We start from the raw sequence: 20,458 nt of genomic DNA, 5'->3' as shown, positions 1-20,458 counted from the left end.
GGCAAATCCGGCATGCAGCAAACAAAATGACAATTACTTTGTCTCCCAGGCGCTCAGTAAAAAGCTTCGCCTACTAATCGATGCCCGCGTGAAAGCCGACTACCTGATTCATTCCGAAGTAAGCCTCGCGCTGGCAACAGCCGCGACGGCTGGCGCCGAAGCAATCGTACAGAGAGTAATCTGACCCTTGGCGTGGAGCCACCCTTTCAGCGATCCTCGGCGCTCGGCACCGTTGCGGAACCCGCCCTGCCAGTCTGATTCCGGGCGGGACGTTCCTGATTGATCTTGCTTGAAATTCGCGAAGGTGTAAAACCACCGGCATGTCCGGCGCTTTTGCTTGATTCAGGCGCCATTTTGTCGTGCGTAACCGTATTGGCCGCGTTCCAGGAAATACCATTCCATGCCGCGTTAGCCATTCGGCCGATATTCCCCTGACCAGCCGACGCGGTACACTCGTGCCCTTAGGACTTTCGCCAATTCACGCACTCAAGATGGGTACGCATATCTCTGTTTCGTCTACCGCCCAAGACCCGGCCAATGCCGCGCAGGAACCCGGCGGCGCCGTCGATCTGTCGCATCACACGCCCATGATGCAGCAGTACCTGCGCATCAAGGGGGAGCACCCCGGCACACTCGTGTTTTACCGGATGGGCGACTTCTACGAGCTATTCTTCGACGACGCCGTCAAAGCTTCGCGCCTCCTCGACCTGACGCTCACGCAACGCGGGGCGTCGGGCGGCAACCCGATCAAGATGGCCGGCATCCCGCATCATTCGTGCGAGCAATATCTGGCGAAGCTCGTGAAACTCGGGGAATCCGTCGCTATTTGCGAGCAGATCGGCGACCCGGCTACATCGAAGGGACCGGTCGAGCGCAAGGTTGTGCGTGTGGTCACGCCCGGTACGCTGACCGATGCAGCGCTCCTCTCGGACAAAAACGACGTCTTCCTGCTCGCTCTCTGCCCGGCGCATAACCGCCGCGGTGTGGTCACGAGCGTCGGCCTGGCGTGGCTGAACCTGGCGAGCGGCGCATTGCGCCTCGCCGAGGTTGCGCCTGATCAATTGAGCGCGGCGCTCGAGCGCATTCGCCCGGCTGAAACGCTGATCGCGGACTCATTTTCCACGACCAACACGCCGTTCGAAGTGCCGAACGTAGGGGCGACAACACGGGCGCCCGCGTGGCATTTCGATATCGACTCCGGCATGCAACGTCTGCGCGAGCAACTCGATGTCGCCAGCCTCGACGGCTTCGGTGCGCACTCGCTGACCTGCGCGTGCGGCGCCGCAGGCGCGCTGCTGCTGTACGCAGCTTCCACCCAGGGCCAGCAACTGCGGCACGTGCGCAGCCTGAAGGTGGAATACGAATCGGAGTACATCGGCCTCGACCCGGCCACGCGGCGCAATCTCGAACTGACCGAGACCTTGCGCGGCACAGAATCCCCCACCTTATGTTCGCTGCTGGACACATGCTGCACGACCATGGGCAGCCGTCTGCTGCGGCACTGGCTGCATCATCCGCCACGGGAGTTCATCATCGCGCAAAGCCGGCAGCGTGCAATCGGCGCATTGCTTGACGCACCCGCAACCGCCAGCCTGGACGGCTTGCGCGCAGCATTGCGGCAGATTTCGGATATCGAACGGATTACGGGGCGGCTTGCGCTGCTGTCGGCCCGGCCACGCGATCTCTCCAGCCTGCGCGATACCTTTGCGGCACTCCCCCAGCTACGCGAGCGGCTTGCTGCCGTAAAGATGAATGCGGCATCGCTTGAACGTATCGACGTATCGCTCGAGCCGCCGCCTGAATGCCTCGCGTTGCTGACCCGCGCAATCGCGCCCGAACCCGCGGCGCTGATTCGTGACGGGGGTGTAATCGCGCGCGGTTACGACGCCGACCTCGACGAGCTTCGCGACATCTCGGAGAACTGCGACCAGTTCCTGATCGACCTGGAAACACGTGAGCGCACGCGAACGGGCATCGCGAATCTGCGAGTCGAGTACAACAAGGTGCATGGCTTTTATATCGAAGTCACGCGCGGTCAGACGGACAAGGTTCCTGATGATTACCGCCGTCGCCAGACGCTGAAAAACGCCGAGCGTTACATCACGCCGGAATTGAAGACCTTCGAAGACAAGGCGCTGTCTGCGCAGGACCGGGCGCTGGCCCGCGAGCGTTTGCTCTACGACGCCCTGCTGCAAACGCTGCTGCCCCACATTGGCGACTGCCAGCGCGTAGCGGCTGCGCTTGCCGAACTCGACCTGCTTGGCGCGTTCGCGGAACGAGCGCTCGCGCTCGACTGGATCGCACCCGAGTTCGCAGGCGACGCAGGTATCGACATCGAGCAGGGACGGCATCCGGTAGTGGAAGCGCAGGTCGAGCAGTTCATCGCCAACGATTGTTGCCTGAATACCGAACGCAAGCTGCTGCTGATCACAGGACCGAACATGGGCGGTAAGTCGACGTTCATGCGACAGACCGCATTGATCGCGCTGCTGGCTTACGTAGGCAGCTATGTGCCCGCGAAACGTGCGCGCTTTGGGCCCATCGACCGCATCTTCACGCGCATCGGCGCCGCTGACGATCTCGCCGGCGGCCGTTCCACCTTCATGGTCGAGATGACTGAAGCGGCAGCCATTCTCAACGACGCCACACCGTCGAGTCTTGTGCTGATGGACGAAATCGGCCGCGGTACGTCCACCTTCGACGGCCTCGCGCTTGCTTGGGCCATCGCACGTCATCTGCTGTCGCATAACGGCTGCCACACGCTGTTCGCCACGCATTACTTCGAACTGACGCAGTTGCCTGCCGAGTTCGCTCAAGCAGCAAACGTGCATTTGTCGGCGGTTGAACATGACCACGGCATCGTGTTCCTGCACGCGGTGAGCGAAGGTCCGGCGAACCAGAGCTACGGATTGCAGGTCGCCCAACTGGCGGGCGTGCCACCGGCTGTCATCAAGGCCGCAAGGAAACACCTGGCGCACCTGGAACAGCAGTCGATCGGCCAGCCATCGCCGCAATTCGATCTGTTCGCAGGACCTGTTGTTAAGATAGCTGACGCCTACGACCACGATGAACCGGTCGAAGCGCAGCCGCATCCCGCGCTTGACCGGCTGCGCGCAATCGATCCGAACGAATTGCGCCCACGCGACGCGCTCGATCTGCTCTACGAGCTTCATGAGCTGGCGTCGAACGCTCCGGATGCGTCGCGTTAAGGCGGACTTTGCCATCGACCGCCCGGGCGCGCGACGCATGGTGCGCACTCGCGTCATCGTTAGTTGCTTAAGCGCCCTCTTCCTGCTGGCCGGAAGGCCGCAGCGCGCGCAAGCTGAGGCACCACCGCTCGCTCCACTTACGCCGCTCACGTTCGCAATCGCGTCGAATGTGCTCGACAAACCCGCGGGCGAAACTGCGCTTCAGCATCTGCTCGGCGCCATCGGACAAGAACGGACCACTTCGTTCATCGTCTACGACGGCGACCTCAAAGGCGAAACGGAACCGTGCCGGGATTCGCTCTATGACGCCCGCCAGCAAATCTTCGATAGCTCCCGCAAACCGGTCGTCCTGCTGCCCGGCGGCAACGACTGGGCATCCTGCGGTCTCGCGCAGGCGGGCAGTTACGATCCGGTCGAGCGGCTGGATTTCATTCGCCAGTTGTTCTTCGGCGACTCGAATTCGCTCGGCCAGACGCCCATGAACGTGATCCGCGAAAGCGATGTCGCGCGCTTTCGGCCGTTCCGCGAAAATGTCCGGTGGCAAAGCGACGGCGTCGCATTCATTGGCTTGAACGCGCCCGCGCCGAACAATCACTATCTGAGCGCAGGCGGGCGTAACGGAGAATTCGAGGACCGTTCCGTGGCCAATGCATTCTGGCTGGAACATGCGGTTGAAACCGCGCGACGTTCGGACATGCGTGCGGTCGTCGTCATCTTGCAGGGTAACCCCGACTTCGCGCGTTACGAACGTCGCGATCGTTTCGCATGGCTGCGTTTTTCTCGCGGCGATACATCGCGCGACGGGTTTCTCGAACTCAAGCGCAGTCTTGTCAAAGCCGCCGAGTTGTTTCGCGGACCCGTGATCGTGATCCACGAATCGGATGCGCCCATACCCAGGGGCTTTCGCATCGATCAACCGTTGCACAACGACAAAGGCGCGGTGGTGGCCAATCTGACGCGTATCGCGATCGGCTTGAAGAAACCCCAATCGCAATGGCTCGAGGTCGAATCCGACTTTGCGTGGCGGCCGCCCTTTCGGGTTCGCGTGCGTGACGTGGTTGTCCGACCCGTAGCGCCCGGCCAGGCACCGGCCTTGCCGGCGCCTTCGTCCATACCATCGTCTTCTATGCCCTCTTCCATACCCGGCGTTGAAAACGAAACTCCCGGGCCTTCGTCGTTTTTCCAGCAGATGCAGCCGGTACAGCCGACGCAACAGACGCAACACTCCGCGCAGCCGGTCCAACCGGACACTTCAACGCCCACATCCAATGCAGCGTCTTCTGTGCCGCCCATACTGAACTTGAACTCGCCCGTGAACCTGCCACCGATCCTGCCGATACCGTCGAGTCCGGCAAGCGGCGCATCGGGCATGGATACGCATCAGTAATGTCTTACCTGGATCATCACGCGGGATAAAACAAAGGCGCAGCAACCTGCCTGCGCCTTGTTTCACATCGCTTCGATCAACCCGTACAAAACGCCTCAGTGCAAGGTCGGGCCAACGTCCTTGCCCGGCTCCTCGTCGTCCTCGTCAAGGACTTCGAGCCCGTCGAGGCCATGCGCGTGCTGATGTTCCTTCTCGTCCTCGGTGGCTTCGCGGACTTCCTGCACATTCAGCGCGAAACGCAGCGCCATGCCTGCGAGCGGATGATTGCCGTCGAGCACGACTTTATCTTCCGCCACGTCAGTGACTGTGTAGATCAGCGAATCGAGTTCGTCCTCGCCATCTTCCGGGGTGCCTTCGAACTGCATGCCGACTTCCAGCGGTTCCGGAAAACGGCCGCGAGCCTCGACTTTCACGAGATCGGGATCGTACTCACCGAACGCATCCTGCGGTTCGAGCTGCAACTGGGTCTGATAACCGGCTTCCTGTCCGTCGAGTGCTTCCTCGATCTTGGGGAACGTGCCATCATAGCCGCCGTGCAGATAGACCATCGGCTCGTCGCTTTCCTCGATCAGATTGCCATGAGCGTCCGAGAGCTTATAGGCTACTGATACGACGGTGTCTTTTGCGATTTTCATTGGATTCTCCAAGATACAAGCCTCAATTATACGATGCCAGCGCGGTCCCCTAACGTTCCCTCAAGTCCTTTCGCGGTGCCGCTTCCCGACGAACCTGCAACCCTGCTCGGCAACCTCACGCCCGCGCAATTCATGCGCCGGTACTGGCAGAAAAAACCGCTCCTGATCCGTCAGGCGATTCCTGGCATTCAAGCGCCGCTCTCGCGCGACGAACTGTTCGAGCTCGCCGACAGCGAGGACGCCGAATCGCGCCTCATCACCCATTTTCGCAAGTCCTGGGCAATGGAGCACGGGCCTTTTGCACCCGATGAATTGCCATCTGTGAAAAAGCGTGACTGGACATTACTCGTGCAAGGGGTGAACCTGCACGACGACCGTGCCCGCGCGTTGCTCGACCGCTTCCGTTTCATCCCCGACGCCCGCCTCGACGACCTCATGATTTCGTACGCTACCGACGGCGGCGGCGTGGGCGCGCACTTCGATTCATACGACGTCTTCCTGTTGCAAGTTCACGGCAAACGGCGCTGGCGGTTTGGCGCACAGCGCGATCTCTCGCTAAAAGAGGGATTGCCGTTGAAAGTTTTACAGCACTTCGAAGCGGACGAGGAGTGGGTACTGGAACCGGGCGACATGCTTTATTTGCCGCCCCACATCGCTCACGACGGCGTGGCTGAAGGTGAATGCATGACAGCCTCGATCGGCTTCCGGGCGCCTTCTGCAAGCGAACTGTCAGGCCAGTTCCTCTACCACCTTGCGGAGCGCCTCGACGACGCCCGCAGCGCCGGCGCCAAGGGGGGTGTCCAACGCTACGGTGACCCGGCCCAGCCGGCGGTCAGTCACCCGGCTTTGTTGCCGCCGCTCCTGATCGAACGGGTTGGCGCGATCCTTGCGAACATTGAATGGAATGAGAGGGACGTTGCTTCGTTTCTCGGAACGTACCTGAGCGAACCAAAGCCGAATGTCATATTCGATCCGCCGCGACGGCCTTTGAATGAGAACCGGTTTATCGATTGCGCGAAACAGTCTGGTTTGAAGCTCGATAAAAAGACTGTGCTGCTTTATGACAAGCACGCTTATTTTATGAATGGCGAGCAGGATTTAATGTCGGGAAAGGTCAAAAAATGGCTCCCTGAACTCGCCGACAAACGCTATTTGGAGGGGAAACGCTTTGTAACACTCTCAGGCGATTCGTCAATGACAGTGCTACTACACGAGTGGTATTGTGCGGGCTGGATACAAGTCGACGCAAACGCCTAGTGTTTGGCCTGTCTTGCTGTTCCGCGGGTTGAAATGTATGAGAAAGACAACGTATTGGCCCCTGATTTATCGACGGTCGATACGAAAGTGCATATAATTTCCGCCCAAGCCGTAGGAAGTCTCACAGACATACATAATGTGAGTCCACAACGGCCCGGGTCGGTGTTGGAGCACACATTACCGGTACTTTGCGCTGTTGCTTACCTTTAACCATAAAAGGACGTGATCATGAAGAAATCTCTCCTCGTAGCATCCCTGTTGGCTGCTGTTGCTCTTGCTGCATGCAACAAGTCTAGCGATACGGCTGCTCCGGGCGCTGCTAGCGATACCTCGGCTGCTTCGGCACCTGCTGCTGCTGCTTCGGACGCTACGGCGGCTGCTAGCGACTCGAGCGCTGCAGCGTCGACCGCAACGGCCGCCGCAAGCGACGCGACTGCGGCTGCTGCATCGGCAACCGACGCAGCTTCGGCTGCCGCTCCCGCTTCGGGCGCAAGCCAGTAAGCGTATAGTCAGGGGCTTAGTTTCCAGCTCTTTTAGCTATTCCATCTAGCTGAAAACGAAGCCTCCGCAGTAAGCCTCGCAGGATGTTATTCTGGGAGGCTTATGAAAAAACCGGCCCTCGGGCCGGTTTTTTTACGTCTGCTGGTTTCTTTGTATCGATGCACACTGGTTGTTGATGCAGCACCGTTTGCAGCGTTTATGGGAAAACGCGAACCGGTGTCATAAGGACAACCAGTCGAACCCATCGGCTTGCGTGGCGACCACGACATCGGCCGGAGCGCCACCCAGCACGGCGGCGAGCGCCGCCTGGGCCAGCTCAGGCAAGTTGTTCTGCTGACTCAGATGCGCCGCCACCAGATGGCGCAGCTTCGATCGATCGAGCGCTGCAAGAATCCCCGCAGCCGCGTCGTTATTCAGGTGTCCATGCATACCGCCAATACGCGCTTTGAGCGACGGTGGATAGCGGCTTGCCGCGAGCATCTCGACATCGTGATTCGACTCGAGCACCAACGCATCGCAACCGCTCAGTACGCTCGTGATGTGTGCTGTCGCGCCGCCAACATCGGTCAGGACGCCCAAACGGCTTGCGCCGTCCGAGAACACGTACTGGAGGGGTTCACGCGCGTCGTGGGGCACGGTGTAGGGGAGCACTTCCAGGTCCCCCACCATCACGCTCTCATCGCCCCAGAGCACCCGAAGATCGACCGGAGCATCATCCGCACCCACCGCGCGGGCGGTGCCCCAGCTCATGTGCAACGGAATGGACCATTTGCGCGCCAGCGTCAGCGCACCGCCAATGTGGTCCGTGTGCTCATGCGTGATAAGAATGGCGTCGATCTGGTCTGCCCGCACGTCGAGCCGCGCCAGACGCCGCTCGACTTCCTTCGCGGAGAAACCGCAATCCAGCAGCACGCGTGTAGTCGTCGTGCCGCTGACCGACTCGACCAGCAACGCGTTGCCTTCGCTGCCGCTGCCGAGACTGGCAAAACGCATTGGCGAAAACCTAGTTCAACTGCGCGTGCAACAGCGCGACAATTCGTTGCGCATCGGTAGACGTGTCGACCTGGCCATTCGCATCTACCACGGCAATCTCCGTGACCGTGTCCGCCTTCGGACGCACGTTGACCATGAACTCGCGCGAAGGCTTGGGTGTGCCGCCGCTAAAGAGCTTGCCGAGCAAACCTTCCTTCTTCAACTCCGCCATGGAGTCCGAGAAACGCACGTAATACAGGCCCTTCGCGCGATCCCGGTTGTCGACGGTGAAGTTCGTCCGGTCGAGCGCAAGGCCTACACGCAACCACGCGCTGTCGAACGGCTCGGATAGATCGAGCGTGGACGGGCCACCCGTCGGATCCGCCGTGGCCGTTGCAGTCGCCGGGGTTGCATCGGTCAGGAGCTGCTTGGCCTGCGCGTCGGTAAGGCCGAATTTCTCCATCAGCTTCGCGAGGAACGCCGCTTCGAGTGCGGGGTTACGCGGCCGCTCGACCCATTTGGACGAAGTCTTGTCCTGGCCGGTCAGCACTTCTTCCATTGCGCTGTGGGTGATGGAGATGTCAGTGGAACCGCTCGCACCGCGCTCGACCAGCGTACGGAACTGATCGCGCGTACCCGATGAATACGCAAAGTCGACCAGCTTGCCAATGCTCTTCCTGAACCAGTCATCCGGAATGTTCGCGCGGTTTTCAGCCCAGTCGGTCGTCATGATGCCGGTCGACGCAGCGTCGGTCTTGAGCGTGAAACCGTTCTCTTGCCAGAACTCCTGCAACTGCGGCCAGAGCTGGTCGGGGGAACGGCCATCGACAACTAGCCAACGGCGATCTCCATCACGCTCCACGTGCATGCCGAACGGGTCTTGCGGCGTTGGCACACCCACGGTCGCATTGCCTGCGGGCGTAAGCGAACGTGGCGCAGCGCCGCCAAGCGTATTCAGCTTGGGCGGTGCGGCATAACGCTGGCTGATGTCCGCCGTGCTCAGATCCGATGGCACGGTGAGCGTAGGCGCCGTTTCAGCACCCTTGTAATTGACCCGATCCGGCGCGAGCCAGTCGTTCAACGTGTCACAACCGGCAAGCGAGATCAGCGTGCCGATTCCAAGCGACAGCACGCTCAGGGTGCGAGCGTGATTGAATAAGGCGGAACGTTTCATGAGGTCCTTCGTGATGCTGAATGCGCGTTGCCTGGAAGCTAAGCCGGGAACGGGTCGATGAACGACGGGTTGATGACACTCGCTGGCTGGCCAAACGGTAATAAGGCCGAAACCACTGCACATTGGAGCGGGGCGCACGTTCTAAATGCGCCCCGCCGCTGGCCGTCAGGCCAGAAGTCCTGTTTCGCGCAATGCGTCGCGCACGACATCGTGATAGCGCGCATCGAGCGGCGTCAGCGGCAGGCGGATCCCGTTTTCCATCCGCCCGAGCGCAGCAAGCGCCCACTTGGCGGGGATTGGATTCGACTCGCAAAACATCTGCTTGTGCAGCGACAGCAAGCTCAGGTGAATCTTGCGCGCGGTGATCGCGTCGCCGGCAAGTGCCGCGCGGCAGAGTTCGCTCATCGCTCTCGGCGCGACGTTGGCGGTCACCGAGATGTTGCCGTGGCCACCAAGCAGCATCAACGCGATCGCGGTCGGATCGTCGCCGCTGTAGATCGCAAAATGCGCCGGCGCGTACTTGATCAGGTTTGCCGCACGGTCGATATTGCCCGTCGCTTCCTTCACGCCCACAATGCCCGGCACCTCCGCGAGACGCAGCACGGTGTCGTGGTTCATGTCGGCGACGGTCCGGCCCGGAACGTTATACAGGATGACCGGCAAGTCGACGGATTCGGCGATCTTGCGGAAGTGCTGGTACATGCCTTCTTGCGTCGGCTTGTTGTAGTAAGGAACTACTTGCAGCGTGGCGTCGGCGCCGACTTCCTTGGCTGCTTTTGCCAGTTCAACCGCCTCCGACGTGGAGTTGCCACCCGCGCCGGCAATGATCGGAAAACGCTTGGCCGTGTGTTCGACGGCGGTTTTCACCATCAGGATATGTTCGTCCACTGAGAGCGTGGCCGATTCGCCGCTGGTGCCGACCACGACGAGGCCGTTCGAACCCTCTTGCGCATGCCAGTCGATCAGTTTTCGAAACGCCGGCAGATCAAGACTACCGTCCTCGTGCATCGGGGTGACGATGGCAGGAATGCTGCCGCGGATCTGGATGCCGCCGTGTGTTCCGTTTGTCATGAAACGCTATGAAATTGGTCGGTAAACCGCGATTGTAGCGGATTAGCCTTGCAGTACGTAACGAACGGGATCTGACCCATTGTTACGTTCCGTAAGACCCGTTGGAGTAGGCCGCGACGGCGCGGCGGCGGCTATGCGCTGCACGCAGGATGCGCGCGGCACGTTGATAAAACCATCCTGATAAGCGATGACCCGCAACCGGCCTCGCACGGCTTCGAGCAGTTCGCCGGGGGTGAGCAGGAAATCCGGATTCGACGGTTTGCCAAAGCGTTCGTTGCCCACCGCGAAGGTTTCGTAGAGCAGCACGCCGCCGGGCGCGAGGGCATCGAATAAATAGGGGAACAACGGCCGGTGGAGATAATTCGTCACTACCACCGCGGCGAATTTCTCGTCTTCGCGCAACGGCCAGCTTGCATTTTCCAGGTCGGCGCAACGCGTAGTGACATGCTGCACGGCAGCGAGACTCGCCAATGCGGTTTCATCGCGATCCAGCGCCAGCACCGGATGCTCGCGCAACGCGAAATAACGTGCATGGCGGCCATTGCCCGACGCGACGTCGAGTACCGCGCCGCCCTGCGCCACCAGATGCGACCATTGCTCGATCCATGCGCTGGCGGTGGTGGGTGGCGTGGGTGACTTTTCAGGCGTTGGCATTGCGGGCATCAGTTATACGAGAGGCCCATTGCGTCGCGGACGTCGCGCATTGTCTCTACCGCGAACTTGCGCGCCTTGTCGCAACCGTCGGCCACGATCGCGCGCAACAGTGACGGATCGTCCATGTATTTTTGCGCGCGTTCCAGCATGGGTTGCTGCTCGTGCAAGATGCCCTCGATCACCGGCTGCTTGCATTCAAGGCAGCCAATTCCCGCGCTACGGCAGTTCGTCTGCACCCACTTATGCGTGGTTTCATCGGTATAGACCTGATGCAGTTGCCACACGGGGCATTTGTCCGGATCGCCCGGATCAGTGCGGCGAACCCGTGCCGGATCGGTCGGCATGGTGCGCACTTTCTTCGTGATGGTTTCGGCGTCTTCACGCAAGCCGATGGTATTGCCGTACGACTTCGACATCTTCGCGCCATCGAGTCCGGGCATGCGCGACGCTTCCGTCAGCAGCGCCTGCGGCTCGACCAGGATGATCTTGCGCGCGCCTTCCAGGTATCCGAACAGCCGTTCGCGATCGTTCATGGACAGGCTCTGCGACTCCTGCAACATCGCCCGCGCCTTTTCGAGCGCTTCGTCGTTGCCTTCCTGTTGATACGCGACTCGCAGCTCGTGATAAAGCTTCGCGCGTTTGCCGCCGAGTTTCTTCGCGGCATCGAGCGCCTTCTCTTCGAAATCCGCCTCGCGCCCGTACAGGTAATTGAAGCGCCGTGCGATCTCGCGCGTCATCTCCACGTGCGGCACCTGGTCCTCGCCGACCGGCACGAGCGACGCGCGGTACAGCAGGATGTCGGCTGCCATCAGCACCGGATAACCGAGAAAGCCGTACGTGGTCAGATCTTTTTCCTTCAGCTTCTCGATCTGCTCTTTATAGGTCGGCACGCGTTCGAGCCAGCCGAGCGGCGTGCTCATGCCGAGCAGCAGCGCAAGCTCGGCGTGTTCGGGCACACGGCTCTGGATAAAGAGCGTGGCCTGCGCCGGATCGATACCGGACGCGAGCCAGTCGATCAGCACTTCCCACACGTTCTTCTCGATAACTTCTGGCGTTTCATAGTGGGTCGTCAGCGCATGCCAGTCGACCACCGCGAAAAAGCAGGGGTACTCGGACTGCAGCCGCACCCAGTTCTTGAGCACGCCATGATAGTGGCCTAGATGCAGCGAGCCGGTCGGCCGCATGCCGGAGAAGATACGGTCAGGGAACATGGATTTATTGTAAAAGCGAAGCAAGGGGATTCAGGATGGCCGACACCGCGACATACCCGGCGCTCACCAACGGCCCGAGCCACAAACGCGTCAAGGTACCGGTCATGACAAGCGCCATCACGATGAAGAAACCGTAAGGTTCGAGCCGCGAAAGCATGATCGAAGCGCGTACGGGCAGCAACGCCATCAGCACGCGTCCGCCGTCGAGCGGCGGCAAGGGGAACAGATTGAGCACGCCAAGCACCAGGTTCACGCCGACACCGGCCGCAGCCATGCGCGTGAAAAACGGTTCGCTGATGTTGAACGACGCCAACAGCACCGCGATCACGCCCCAGATCAGCGCCTGGACGAAATTGCTCGCCGGTCCGGCGGCCGCAACCCACAAGCTGCCCCAGCGCGGATTACGCAGGTTGCCGAAAGCAACAGGCACAGGCTTGGCGTAGCCGAACATGAACGCGCCGCTCGTGACGAAATAGAGGATCAGCGGGATGGCGAGCGTACCGACCGGGTCGATGTGGCGCATCGGGTTGAGCGACACGCGACCGAGCACGTAAGCCGTGTTGTCGCCCAGCAGGCGGGCTGCATAGCCGTGAGCGGCCTCATGCAACGTGATCGCAAAGATCACGGGGAGCGCGTAAACCGCGATGGTTTGTATCAGGGAAGAATCCATAGCTCGCTATTGTATCAAGCAGTTGTGGCGCCACTCGTCGGCGGACGCGGTTGGCGTTCGCCTTCGGGCGGTGGGGCGCGAGCGTCGAGGTCGCAAGGTTGCGTCAGGGTGAGCCGGCATGATCAAGCCTGCGCGCAACCTCACTGCCTATTGTGTCATCGTGCGGGGTTTTCAGGCGCTTTCGGCGGTCAGGCCAAATGGTTCCAGACTGCCGCGGCCCGGACGCACCAACACGGGTTCGTCGCCGGTCAGGTCGATCACCGTAGACGGTTCCATCGCGCATGCGCCCGCGTCGATCACCAGATCGATCTGTTTTTCCAGCCGCTGCCGAATCTCCTCGGCGTCATTGAGCGGATGGGTGTCGGGCGGCAGGATCAGCGTCGAGCCGAGCAGCGGCTGGCCCAGCGCTTCGAGCAACGCCAGCGTGATCGCGTGATTCGGCACCCGCAAGCCGATCGTCTTTCGCGACGGATGCGACAGGCGCCGGGGCACTTCCTTCGTCGCCTGCAGCACGAACACGTAAGGACCCGGCGTCACCGATTTAATCAGACGATAGTTGCGATTATCGACGATCGCGAAATTCGACAATTCCGATAAGTCGCGCACCAGCAGCGAAAGCAACTGCTTCTCGTCGAGGCCGCGAATCCGGCGGATGCGTTCAACGGCGTTTTTATCGTCGAGATGGCACGCCAGCGCGTAGCTCGAGTCGGTCGGCAACGCGACAATGCCACCATCGTTGATGATCTGCACCGCCTGGTTGATCAGTCGCGGTTGCGGATTGTCAGGATGAATTCGAAAGAATTGAGACATGACCAGATGACGTAAGTGGGTTGTCCGGATTGCTACCAACCGGCGCCGACACGCTCGGCGCGCACGCTGTGTTTTTATGTTTTATGCGCCAGGTATAACGCCTGCGGCTTCAAACTGACTTCAAGCTGTATTTAAGCCGAATATCAGACAAGAAGCGCCGGGCGATTCCCATGCGAACACGCGAGAATACCCGCAAATGCACGCAGTTGCGCGACAAGCAGCAGTGAACGAATGCAAGGATCGTGCGCGGCATTTCAAGCGGTTCCGCGCGGCGCCGTATAAGCCCCCGCGGCATGCCTGTTAAACCAGGCACTCCCACACGGGCTTGAGATCGGCGGGTAGCGGCGGCAACTGGCCGAGGTCGATACGCCCCTCGCCCGCGGCGTGAAAATCCGAGCCGCGCGATGCGAGGAAGCCATACCGGCGAGCGACTTCCGCATATTCGCGATACTGGTCCGGCGTATGGCTGCCGGTCACGACTTCAATCGCACGGCCGCCGAGCTGGATGAATTCATCGAAAAACGCGGCGAATTCGACCGGCGAGAAATCGTAGCGCCCGGGATGGGCGATCACCGCCTCGCCGCCCGCCCCCTTGATCCATTTCATGGCGTCAGCCAGTTTGGACCACCGATGGCCGACATAACCCGGCTTGCCGTCGCCGAGATATTTAGAGAACACGTCCGAGATCGATTCCGCGTAGCCCTTGTCGACCAGATAGCGTGCGAAATGCGTGCGCGAGATCATGGCCGGGTCGTTCACGTAGTGCAGCGCGCCTTCGTAAGCACCCTGGATGCCGACGTCGGCGAGTGCCTCGCCTATGGCTTCACCGCGCGCCTGGCGGCCGCTGCGCGTGGCAGCCAGGCCGTCGATCAGCGCCTGGTTTTCAGCATCCACGTTCAGCCCGACGATATGCACCGTCCGCCCCGCCCACGTCACCGAAATCTCCACCCCGTCGAGATACACCATGCCGAGCGCTTGCGCGGCTTCCCGCGCCTCGCGCTGGCCGCCTAGCTGATCATGGTCGGTAAGCGACCACAGTGTCACACCGCCCGCGTGAGCACGCGCGGCGACCTCGGCTGGAGCGAGGTGGCCGTCAGAAACAGTGGAGTGGCAATGCAGGTCGGCGTTCATCATGAAAACTCTGGGAATTACCAAGCATTCTACTGCAACGCGTCAAAGCGGATCTATCGCCAACCGATCGGTCGATCCAGTGATCCGGCAGCATCACACTCAAGCGCAGAATGTTTCGATCAGCGCTGCCACCCGTTCGGGCTGATCGTGATGAAGCATGTGCCCGGCGTGATCGATGATCTCCTCGCGCCAGTCGGTGAACGCCTTGAAACGCTGCTTGAATTCGGTGGTCGGAACCTCTCCGGCGATCATAGCGAGGGTCGGCGAAGCGAGCGCTTCGACATGCAGGACCTTCGCCTGCACCTTCGACCAGACAGCCATCACCTCGTCCAGCCGATACAGCAACGGCCCACGCAGTTTGTGCGCGGGGTCGGCGAGCAGATGGAAACGGCCGGTATCGTCGGGTTTCGCCCAGTGCCGGGCCAAAAACCGCGCTTTCGCCAGCGGCAGGCGGGGATTCGTGCGGATCAGCCGTTGAGCGACGTCATCAAGCGTGGCGTACGTGTTGAGTGAAGGCGGCGCATGCAAATCGTCGAGCCATTGCGCTAGCCGGGCGGGCGAACGCTCCGCCTTCGTGGCTGCCATGCCGAACCCTTCGAGGTCGACCACTCGCCGGACCCGCTCCGGCCGCACGCCCGCGTACAGGCAAACAACGTTCGCGCCCATGCTGTGGCCGACCAGGTTCACCGGCTCCCCGCTCAGCGACGCCGGCGCGTAGTGGTCGAGCAGCGCATCAAGGTCCGCCAGATAGTCCTGGAACCAGTAATGGCCGCTCCTGCCCTGCGCCACCGGCCAGTCCGACAGCCCGAAACCGCGGGCATCGGGCGCGATCACCTGCCAGTCGCTCCCGAGGGCGTCGACGACAAATTGAAACGACGCCGAAATATCCATCCAGCCATGCAGCATGAACAGCGTGGGCGCGTCGGGCAATCCCCATCGGCGCACGTGCAGCCGCGTGCCGCGCGTGGTGATGAATTCGGAAACGGGCGTTTTGAGAGGGGTCATTGGGAAATCGGGGCAGTTGGAATGGAGCCGATATCGTCAAGGCCCGCGAGCGCGCGCAATTCAGCTTCATCGAAACCCGCGTCGCGTCGCGCTTCGAAGTTGAACGGACCGCGCAGTTTCGGCGCGTGATATTGCTCCGCCAGTTGCGCGTAAGTGGTGTGCGGATCGGCGCCGGACTCGCTGCACAGGTGCCGGAACCAGTGATTGCCGATCAGCACGTGGCCGATTTCGTCGTGGAGAATCACGTCGAGAATAGCCGCCGATGCGTGATCGCCCGCTTGAGCGAGACGCCGGCGAATCGGCGGCGAAGCGTCCAGCCCGCGCGCCTCCAGCGTGCGCGGCACAAGCGCCATGCGGGCCAGCACGTCGCCACGCGTGCGCTCGGCCATTTCCCACAGGCCGTCGTGCGCGGGAAAATCGCCGTATTGATGCCCGAATTCGGCCAGACGCGCGCTCAGCAGGGAAAAGTGGCGCGCTTCCTCGGCGGCGACCTTGAACCAATCGTGATAAAACGCGTCGGGCATTGCCGGGAAACGCCAGACGGCATCGAGCGCGAGGTTGATCGCGTTGAACTCAATATGCGCGAGCGCGTGCAGCAACACGGCACGTCCCGCGTCCGACTGCATGCTGCGGCGCTTCAGCGATGACGGCGCAACGAGTTCCGGAGTCGCCGGGCGGCCGGGCAGATCAAGCGGATCAAGGATATGAGCTGCGGCGTCGAGCGTGGTGTCGCCCGACAGCAAACGCTCATGGAACCGCTGGGTAGCGCTTGCCTTCGCGACAGGATCGCATTCCCTGAGCAGCGCTAGCGCAGTCGGACGGACGCTGGTGAACACAGAATATTCAAACTGTTCGGACATGATTCCGGGGTGCTTTGGGGTGCTTATGCAGTGCTTATAAACGATAACGGCCAATCCGGCAGCATCGTCAGATACCCGGCCGCCCGAGGAAGCCGATTCAAAACACCAGTTTGGAATGTCCGGCTCAGAACCCGTCGATCAGGCCCACAAAAGCCGGGCCGCACGTCACCTTGGCGCAACCGGCTAAAATAGCGCTTTCTGCGGAAGATTTTTGGCACGAGGCGCGCCGGGGCCGCAATCCATGGCACCGGCTCGACCCGCCTGAAATCCGCTCGTGACTGAATTTTCAACCGATTGCATCCGATTGTACCGGCCATGCCCGCGCCCAAGGCCTGTTGACCAATCCGCGCTCATGGCTCACGTCAAGCCCTCACAGGAGACACAGTGGCAATCTATAAGCTCGGCGATGCCGCCCCGACCATCCACGAAAGCGTCTTCGTCGCTGATACAGCGACCATCATCGGCCGTGTGACACTGGAAGAAAACTCGAGCGTCTGGTTCGGCGCCGCGCTGCGCGGCGATAACGAGCCCATCGTGCTCGGCCAGGGCAGCAACATCCAGGAAGGCGCGGTCTTGCATACCGACCCGGGTTATCCGCTGACGATTGAAGCCAACGTGACCATTGGCCATCAGGCCATGCTGCACGGCTGCACGATCAAGGAAGGTGCATTGATTGGTATTCAGGCCGTGGTCTTGAATGGTGCGGTCATCGGCCGCAACTGCCTGGTTGGCGCGGGCGCCGTGGTGACCGAAGGTAAGACCTTTCCCGACAACACCCTGATCCTCGGCGCGCCCGCGAAAGCCGTGCGCGAGCTCACGGAAGCTGATATTGCCCAGATGCAGGCGGGGACGCGTGGTTACGCCGATCGCCGCGAATTTTACAAGGCGCAACTCGTGCGGATCGGCTGAACGCCGGTCGACACGCATTACGCCGTCGATCAAAGGACCCAAGCGTGGTTAACGACCAGCTTCAAAAATTCATGTTCAACGCGGCGCCGGTGCGCGGCGAAATTGTCTCGCTGCGTGATACCTGGCAGGAAGTGCTCACGCGCCGCTCGTACCCCACGCCGGTGCGCAATGTGCTCGGCGAAATGATGGCTGCGTGCGCGCTGCTGTCGGCGAATCTCAAGTTCGATGGCACGCTCATCATGCAAATCTATGGCGACGGGCCGGTGACCATGCTTGTCGTCCAATGCAATTCGGACTTGTCGCTCCGGGCAACCGCGAAGCTGGCTGAATCCATCGAAGGCGCGAGCGAAACGCCCGTACCGATCACCGACGACATGACGCTCCCCGAGCTGCTCAACCGCAACGGCCAGGGCCGCTGCGTGATCACGCTCGATCCGCGCGACAAGAAGCCCGGGCAGCAGGCTTATCAGGGCATCGTGCCGCTGAGCGGCGAGCATGGGCCGCTGGCGTCAATGGCGGAAGTGCTGGAGCACTATATGCACCACTCCGAGCAGCTGGATACGCGCATGTGGCTCGCCGCGAACACCGAGCGTGCCGTGGGCATGTTGCTGCAAAAGCTCCCCGGCGATGGCGGTATCGTCCCGCATCCAGGCGAACACGATGCCGATACATGGCAGCGCGTGTGCCATCTCGGGGGCACGCTGTCGAACGAGGAACTGCTGAAAGAGGAGCCGGAAACGGTGTTCAAGCGGCTCTTCTGGCAAGAAAACGTGCAGCATTTCGAGCCCGCGCAAGCGCGTTTCGAATGCACGTGCTCGCGTGAAAAAGTGGGCGGCATGCTCAAGATGCTGGGACGTGGCGAAGTGGACAGCGTGGTCGAAGAACGTGGCAGCGTGGAAGTGCACTGCGAGTTCTGCAACCAGCGCTATGAGTTCGATCCCGTGGACGTGGCGCAGCTTTTTGTTGCTGGAGAAATCTCACAAGCTGTAAGTCCGGCGCCAGATCAACGGCACTGAATTCACGCCGTTTCTCTGTAACAAGACGTCGCAGGATGGATGTTTGCGGTCCTGCGGCATGTCATGATCCGGTTCCGCTGAGTGTCCGGCCCGCTGGAGGTCGAAATGAAACCTTTGGGATGTGTATCGAAGAAACTGGCTGTGGCGTTGTCCGGCGCGACGCTGCTCGCGCTCGGCGGCTGCATGATGGACCCACCAGGACCCTCGCCTATCTACAGCCGCTTGCCGGCCGCACAGAACCAGGCGCCGCAGCCGCTTTCGCCGGCTGAGCAGCAGCGCTATAACCAGATCGACCGGCAAGTGCTGGCCGATCAGCAACAGGCAATGGCCGCTGAAGCTGCCGCCCAGGCTTACTCCCAGTACTACCGCGCGCCGGTTACGGTGTACGGCGGATATTCGAGCGGTGGCTGGGGTAACCGATGGGGAACGGGCTTCGGCTACGGATACCCCGGATATTATTGGTAGCGCCTCAAACGTACTTGGGTTGTGCGTCGCTTGCCACAAAGTCGCGGCGCCCAAGAAAAAAGCTGTTTCAACTCACGTTGAAACAGCTTTTTTTACATGCGATTGCTTCGATTGACGAACCTGGACCTAACCACCCTGCTTCTTCTTGACAGCATCCATCTTGTCCTTGGTCGCTTGCCGCTCGAACGCCCGGCGCTCTTCCTTCGAACGCGACACCGGATTGGGCACTACACGCAACGGGGCTGCGGACACTTGCCCGCGTGTGGAAGCACTCGATTGCGCGTTAACCGAATTAGCAGGAGCCGGCGAATTCGGCGAAACGAACTGCACGAACACCTCGCTGTCCTTCATCATGCCCATCTCGTAACGCGCGCGCTCTTCAACGGCCGACGTGCCGTTCTGCAAGTCCGCCACTTCACCCTGCACGCGTTCGTTACGCAGTTTCAGGTCGGCGTTTTTCTTTGTCTGGTTGACCAGTTGCTGCTGCAGTTCGTGGACACGTAACCAGCCGCCGTGTCCCCACCACAACGGATACTGGATCATCGCCAGCAGCAGGATCAGAACAAAGGTGACAATCCGCATTTAAGAGGCGAGAAAAACGCTAACACTTCAACTTTATTTGGCGCTGCCTCGCATTTATTGGAACACGAGGCAGCGGACTGAATAAATCGGCGGTCGTCCGGACTAACGTCCATTCCGGCCGAGGCGTTAGCGCAGATTGTAGAACGCCGACTTACCCGGATAACTCGCGATATCGCCGAGATCTTCCTCAATACGCAGCAGCTGGTTGTACTTCGAGATCCGGTCGCTACGCGACAACGAACCCGTCTTGATCTGGCCGGCATTCAAACCAACCGCAATATCCGCAATGGTCGAATCTTCCGTTTCGCCCGAACGATGCGAGATGACCGCAGTGTAACCCGCGCGCTTCGCCATTTCGATTGCCGCGAAAGTTTCCGTCAAGGTGCCGATCTGGTTGATCTTGATCAGGATCGAATTGGCGATGCCCTTGTCGATGCCTTCTTTCAGGATGCGCGTGTTCGTCACGAAGAGGTCGTCGCCAACCAACTGGATCTTCTTGCCGAGTTTATCGGTAAGAATCTTCCAGCCGTCCCAGTCGCTCTCGTGCATGCCGTCTTCGATCGACACGATCGGGAATTTATCGGCGAGCGTGGCGAGATAATCCGTGAATTCCGCCGATGACAACTGCAAGCCCTCACCCGCAAGCTGGTACTTGCCGTCGTGATAAAACTCGCTTGCCGCGCAGTCCAGCGCCAGCAGAACGTCTTCACCTGCACGATAACCCGCCTTCTCGATCGCCTGGACGATCGTCGACAGGCACTCGTCGTTGCTGCCGAAGTTCGGTGCGAAACCGCCTTCGTCGCCCACCGCCGTGCTCATGCCGCGATCGCTCAGGATCTTCTTCAGCGCGTGGAACACTTCAGCGCCGCAACGCAGTGCTTCGCGGAAGGTCGGCTGGCTGACCGGGACAATCATGAATTCCTGGATGTCCAGGCTGTT

Annotated in this window: 20 protein-coding genes; 7 read left to right on the top strand and 13 right to left on the bottom strand. The window is 60.9% G+C overall.

Annotated features, from left to right (window positions below):
• Positions 1–587 precede the first annotated feature (587 nt).
• Positions 588–3,209, top strand: a complete 2,622-nt coding sequence (mutS, locus tag AWB69_RS33525; RefSeq protein ID WP_062091144.1) for a DNA mismatch repair protein MutS — start codon at positions 588–590, stop codon at positions 3,207–3,209.
• The gene (locus AWB69_RS33520) at positions 3,196–4,596 is read left to right on the top strand and encodes a hypothetical protein (RefSeq protein WP_062091112.1); all 1,401 of its coding nucleotides are present in this window, start codon (positions 3,196–3,198) and stop codon (positions 4,594–4,596) included. The genes mutS and AWB69_RS33520 overlap by 14 nt, the downstream gene beginning before the upstream one ends.
• 95 nt (positions 4,597–4,691) lie before the next feature.
• Here AWB69_RS33520 and AWB69_RS33515 read toward each other — a convergent pair whose 3' ends face one another.
• Entirely contained in the window at positions 4,692–5,231 is a 540-nt protein-coding gene (locus tag AWB69_RS33515; protein WP_062091111.1) for an FKBP-type peptidyl-prolyl cis-trans isomerase, read from the bottom strand.
• A 33-nt stretch (positions 5,232–5,264) separates the two neighbouring features.
• Between AWB69_RS33515 and AWB69_RS33510 the strand changes: the two genes are divergently transcribed.
• Entirely contained in the window at positions 5,265–6,488 is a 1,224-nt protein-coding gene (locus AWB69_RS33510) for a cupin domain-containing protein (protein WP_062091110.1), read from the top strand.
• A 228-nt stretch (positions 6,489–6,716) separates the two neighbouring features.
• Positions 6,717–6,989, top strand: coding sequence for a hypothetical protein (locus AWB69_RS46265; protein ID WP_075644039.1), 273 nt, complete (start codon positions 6,717–6,719; stop codon positions 6,987–6,989).
• A 219-nt stretch (positions 6,990–7,208) separates the two neighbouring features.
• Here the strand turns inward: AWB69_RS46265 and AWB69_RS33505 are convergent, their stop codons facing one another.
• From AWB69_RS33505 to AWB69_RS33460, 10 genes are all read right to left on the bottom strand, one after another.
• On the bottom strand, positions 7,209–7,982 hold the full coding sequence (locus AWB69_RS33505) for an MBL fold metallo-hydrolase (protein ID WP_062091109.1): 774 nt from the start codon (positions 7,980–7,982) through the stop codon (positions 7,209–7,211).
• 10 nt (positions 7,983–7,992) lie between these two features.
• Positions 7,993–9,135 carry an outer membrane protein assembly factor BamC gene (gene bamC, locus AWB69_RS33500; RefSeq protein WP_062091108.1) on the bottom strand — a complete coding sequence of 381 codons (1,143 nt, stop codon included), beginning with the start codon at positions 9,133–9,135 and terminating at the stop codon, positions 7,993–7,995.
• A 165-nt stretch (positions 9,136–9,300) separates the two neighbouring features.
• Positions 9,301–10,206 carry a 4-hydroxy-tetrahydrodipicolinate synthase gene (gene dapA, locus AWB69_RS33495; protein WP_062091107.1) on the bottom strand — a complete coding sequence of 302 codons (906 nt, stop codon included), beginning with the start codon at positions 10,204–10,206 and terminating at the stop codon, positions 9,301–9,303.
• A 42-nt stretch (positions 10,207–10,248) separates the two neighbouring features.
• Positions 10,249–10,860: a class I SAM-dependent methyltransferase gene (locus tag AWB69_RS33490; protein WP_063977964.1), complete on the bottom strand. Its 612-nt coding sequence runs from the start codon at positions 10,858–10,860 to the stop codon at positions 10,249–10,251.
• A gap of 8 nt (positions 10,861–10,868) precedes the next feature.
• A complete protein-coding gene (locus tag AWB69_RS33485; RefSeq protein WP_062091106.1) occupies positions 10,869–12,071 on the bottom strand; it encodes a tryptophan--tRNA ligase in 1,203 nt (400 codons plus the stop codon).
• 4 nt (positions 12,072–12,075) lie between these two features.
• On the bottom strand, positions 12,076–12,741 hold the full coding sequence (locus AWB69_RS33480) for a site-2 protease family protein (protein ID WP_062091105.1): 666 nt from the start codon (positions 12,739–12,741) through the stop codon (positions 12,076–12,078).
• A 171-nt stretch (positions 12,742–12,912) separates the two neighbouring features.
• Positions 12,913–13,551 (bottom strand): L-threonylcarbamoyladenylate synthase, encoded by a 639-nt coding sequence (locus AWB69_RS33475; protein ID WP_062091104.1) that lies wholly within the window; start codon positions 13,549–13,551, stop codon positions 12,913–12,915.
• 300 nt (positions 13,552–13,851) lie between these two features.
• Positions 13,852–14,682 carry a 3',5'-nucleoside bisphosphate phosphatase gene (locus AWB69_RS33470; RefSeq protein WP_062091143.1) on the bottom strand — a complete coding sequence of 277 codons (831 nt, stop codon included), beginning with the start codon at positions 14,680–14,682 and terminating at the stop codon, positions 13,852–13,854.
• 99 nt (positions 14,683–14,781) lie between these two features.
• A complete protein-coding gene (locus tag AWB69_RS33465; protein ID WP_062091103.1) occupies positions 14,782–15,687 on the bottom strand; it encodes an alpha/beta fold hydrolase in 906 nt (301 codons plus the stop codon).
• Positions 15,684–16,547 (bottom strand): ferritin-like domain-containing protein, encoded by an 864-nt coding sequence (locus tag AWB69_RS33460; protein WP_062091102.1) that lies wholly within the window; start codon positions 16,545–16,547, stop codon positions 15,684–15,686. Before AWB69_RS33460 ends, AWB69_RS33465 begins: the two co-directional genes overlap by 4 nt.
• A 384-nt stretch (positions 16,548–16,931) precedes the next feature.
• Between AWB69_RS33460 and AWB69_RS33455 the strand changes: the two genes are divergently transcribed.
• The 3 genes from AWB69_RS33455 to AWB69_RS33445 all read left to right on the top strand — a co-directional run bounded on the left by AWB69_RS33455 (position 16,932) and on the right by AWB69_RS33445 (position 18,937).
• Entirely contained in the window at positions 16,932–17,456 is a 525-nt protein-coding gene (locus AWB69_RS33455) for a gamma carbonic anhydrase family protein (protein WP_062091101.1), read from the top strand.
• Positions 17,457–17,527: 71 nt separating this feature from the next.
• The gene (hslO, locus tag AWB69_RS33450; protein ID WP_062091142.1) at positions 17,528–18,472 is read left to right on the top strand and encodes an Hsp33 family molecular chaperone HslO; all 945 of its coding nucleotides are present in this window, start codon (positions 17,528–17,530) and stop codon (positions 18,470–18,472) included.
• 105 nt (positions 18,473–18,577) lie between these two features.
• Positions 18,578–18,937, top strand: a complete 360-nt coding sequence (locus AWB69_RS33445; RefSeq protein ID WP_062890666.1) for a hypothetical protein — start codon at positions 18,578–18,580, stop codon at positions 18,935–18,937.
• 126 nt (positions 18,938–19,063) lie between these two features.
• Here the strand turns inward: AWB69_RS33445 and ftsB are convergent, their stop codons facing one another.
• Positions 19,064–19,519: a cell division protein FtsB gene (gene ftsB / locus AWB69_RS33440; RefSeq protein WP_062091099.1), complete on the bottom strand. Its 456-nt coding sequence runs from the start codon at positions 19,517–19,519 to the stop codon at positions 19,064–19,066.
• A 126-nt stretch (positions 19,520–19,645) separates the two neighbouring features.
• On the bottom strand, positions 19,646–20,458 hold an 813-nt coding region (gene eno / locus AWB69_RS33435), incomplete at its 5' end, for a phosphopyruvate hydratase (RefSeq protein ID WP_063977963.1).

The sequence above is a fragment of the Caballeronia udeis genome (assembly GCF_001544555.2).
In the GTDB taxonomy this organism is placed as follows: domain Bacteria; phylum Pseudomonadota; class Gammaproteobacteria; order Burkholderiales; family Burkholderiaceae; genus Caballeronia; species Caballeronia udeis.
The sequence above is the reverse complement of the archived record's forward strand: the minus strand, read 5'-3'. Positions and strand labels throughout refer to the sequence as shown.